This window comes from Kitasatospora indigofera, from assembly GCF_014655955.1.
Lineage (GTDB): Bacteria > Actinomycetota > Actinomycetes > Streptomycetales > Streptomycetaceae > Kitasatospora > Kitasatospora indigofera.
In genome coordinates, this window is the sequence record NZ_BNBO01000122.1 from 1 (window position 1) to 3,214 (window position 3,214).

General features: G+C 72.5%; 3 protein-coding genes. 1 reads left to right on the top strand and 2 read right to left on the bottom strand.

The features are described from left to right. Nucleotides 1–226 precede the first annotated feature (226 nt). The gene (locus tag IE329_RS39665; protein WP_073928921.1) at nucleotides 227–943 is read right to left on the bottom strand and encodes a response regulator transcription factor; all 717 of its coding nucleotides are present in this window, start codon (nucleotides 941–943) and stop codon (nucleotides 227–229) included. A gap of 321 nt (nucleotides 944–1,264) precedes the next feature. Continuing rightward, nucleotides 1,265–1,915: a DUF3000 domain-containing protein gene (locus IE329_RS39670; protein ID WP_190215929.1), complete on the bottom strand. Its 651-nt coding sequence runs from the start codon at nucleotides 1,913–1,915 to the stop codon at nucleotides 1,265–1,267. A gap of 146 nt (nucleotides 1,916–2,061) precedes the next feature. On the opposite strand from IE329_RS39670, the gene hemE reads away from it, so the two are divergent. Further along, entirely contained in the window at nucleotides 2,062–3,150 is a 1,089-nt protein-coding gene (hemE, locus tag IE329_RS39675; protein WP_229928154.1) for a uroporphyrinogen decarboxylase, read from the top strand. Nucleotides 3,151–3,214 lie beyond the last annotated feature (64 nt).

Below are 3,214 nucleotides of genomic sequence, written 5' to 3' on the forward strand. Positions count from 1 at the left end.
GCCGAAAGGGAGAGAGCGAGGGAGCGACCGACGAAGGAGGGAGAGAGGGAGCGACGACCGTCGGCACCGGACCGGAGGGCCCCGGCGGCGAGAGACGCCCAAAAAGGGAAGGGAGCGACGACCGTCGGCACCGGGCCGGAGGGCCCCGGCGGCGAGAGACGCCAAAAAACAGAGACGGCCCGGAGGAAACGTTCCTCCGGGCCGCCGCCGCGGTCCAACGGGTGGATCAGTGGATGATGCCGGTGCGCAGCGCGACCGCGACCATGCCGGCCCGGTCGCCGGTGCCCAGCTTGCGGGCGATCCGGGCGAGGTGGCTCTTCACGGTGAGGGCGGACAGGCCCATGGCGACTCCGATCGCCTTGTTGGACTGGCCCTCCGCCACCAGCCGCAGGACCTCGACCTCACGGCCGGAGAGCTCGCGGTAGGCGGACTGCTGCGTCCCGGGAGCACCGGGAGCACCCGGGGCGCCGGGGGCTCCGGCCGTTCCGGGGACTCCCGGCATGCCGGGGCGCCGCATCCGGCCGGCCAGGCCGCCGGTGCCGAGGGGCATGCCGGGTCGTCCCGGCATGGCGATGTTGGTACGGGTACCGGTGACCACGTAGCCCTTGACGCCGCCGGCCAGCGCGCTGCGGACCGCGCCGATGTCGTCGGCGGCGGAGAGCGCGAGGCCGTTGGGCCAGCCCGCGGCGCGGGTCTCGGCGAGGATGGTCAGCCCGGAGCCGTCCGGGAGGTGGACGTCGGCGACGCAGATGTCGCGGGGCGTCGAGACCCGGGGGCGGGCCTCGGCGATCGAGGAGACCTCGATGACGTCCCGGACGCCGAGCGCCCACAGGTGGCGGGTGACGGTGTTTCGGACTCGGGGATCAGCGATGACCACCATGGCGGTGGGCTTCGTCGGACGGTAGGCGACCACGTTTGCGGGGTGCTCAAGAAGGACCGACACCAGGCCTCCTGCGGGGAGTGGCGGACGGAACCCCGATGGGGCGGTCGGAGTGTTCCGCGTTTGGAAAGGGTCACAGTCTGCTTCGGCAACAACCGTGCCCGGCTTTAGCGAAAGATCACGATTTAGTGAGTAACAATACGGACAAAGGGCGCGGGCGACCGGTGCGACATGCTCCGAAATCGCACAAAATCGATCACTTTCGGGCGCGCCATGATCGTCTCAGGTCGATGAATTGACGGAGAACGGGGCGGAAGTCACACTCCGTCAGCCCTGGGAGTGGCTTTTGCCGAGGTGGGGCCCCCGGCGGCCGGGCTTCACTCCTCAGTGCGAACGCGGACGACGCCGCGCGGGCATCGGGACCACTCCACCGAGTGACGGGGCGTCCGGGGCGTTCTGCGGCGAGGACGGGACGGGCGGGAGCCCGGCGCCGGCGCAGAGCAGCTCGCCCCAGGCCGCCAGGTGGCGCTCGAAGCGCCCGTCCGAGGGTGTCCAGGAGGCCCGGATCTCGATCTCGGTCGAGGACGGCCGGTCCGCGAGCGCGCCGAAGTACTGCGAGGCGCACCGGGTCACCGTGCCGCCCGCCTCCGCGTAGCCGGCGCCGTGCGCCTGCAGGGCGTCCAGCAGCCAGGCCCAGCCGACCTCGGACAGCATCGGGTCGGCCGCCATCTCCGGCTCCAGCTCGGCCCGGGTCATCGTGACCACCCGGAAGTCGCCGTGCCAGGCCTCCTGGCCGGCCGGGTCGTGCAGCAGCACGATCCGCCCGTCCGCCAGCTCCTCGCCGTCCACCTCGACCGAGGCGGTCAGCGCGAACGCGTACGGGGCCAGCCGGCGCGGCGCCGGGGCAGGGGAGAGCTGCACCTCGGGGCGGAGCCTCGCTCCGCTCAGCGCCTCGACCGCGTCGCGGAACTCGATCGGCGCCGACTCCTTGCCCGTTCCTCCACCTTGTGCGGGGTGCCCGCCGACCGCTGCCATGACCCGAAGACTAGGTCGGACGGAGCCGCAATTCGCGCAACTTCCGTTTGTGCGGCGTGCCGAGGCCCGTCCGGCGGGCAATGTTGGAGCTTCGCACCACCCGGGGGCGGGAAGTCGCGCCCGGGGCGCGTGCGAAGATTTGGACCGTGAGCGAGACAACGGCAGACACCACCGGTCAGCAGCCCCCCGTGCGCCGCGGCGCCGCGTACGACTCAGCGTTCCTGCGCGCCTGCCGGCGCGAGCCGGTGCCGCACACCCCGGTGTGGTTCATGCGCCAGGCCGGACGCTCGCTGCCCGAGTACCTGAAGGTCCGCGAGGGCATCCCCATGCTGGAGTCCTGCATGCGGCCCGAGCTGGTCAAGGAGATCACCCTGCAGCCGGTGCGCCGGCACAAGGTGGACGCGGCGATCTTCTTCAGCGACATCGTGGTGCCGCTGAAGGCGATCGGCATCGACGTCGACATCAAGCCGGGCATCGGCCCGGTCATCGCCGACCCGATCCGCACCCCCGAGGACCTCAAGCGGCTGCGGAACCTGGAGCCGGACGACGTCCCCTACATCACCGAGGCCGTCGGCCTGCTGGTGGACGAGCTCGGCCCCACGCCGCTGATCGGCTTCGCCGGCGCCCCGTACACGCTGGCCAGCTACCTGGTCGAGGGCGGGCCGTCGAAGAACCACGAGAACACCAAGGCCATGATGTACGGCCGGCCGGAGCTCTGGGCCGAGCTGGTCGACCGCCTCGCCGACATCACCGCGGCCTTCCTGAAGGTGCAGATCGAGGCCGGCGCCTCGGCCGTGCAGCTCTTCGACTCCTGGGTCGGCGCGCTCGCCCCGGACGACTACCGCCGCTCCGTCATGCCGGCCAGCACCAAGGTGTTCGACGCGGTCGCCGGGTACGGCGTGCCGCGGATCCACTTCGGCGTCGGCACCGGCGAGCTGCTCGGGCTGATGGGCCAGGCCGGCGCGGACGTGGTCGGCGTCGACTGGCGGGTGCCGCTGAACGTCGCCGCCGAGCGGGTCGGCCCGGGCAAGGCCCTGCAGGGCAACCTCGACCCCGCCGTGCTCTTCGCCCCGACCCGAGCGGTGGAGACCAAGGCCCGCGAGGTGCTGCACGCCGCCCAGGCGCTCGGCAACAGCGGCCACATCTTCAACCTCGGCCACGGCGTGCTGCCCAGCATGGACCCGGACGCGCTCAGCCGCCTGGTCGCCTTCGTGCACGAGAACAGCGCGCGCTGAGCCCCGCTCCCGCCGGGGCGCGGTGAGCAGTCGGCGGCGGCCGGCGGACCCGTCCGGTCCGCCG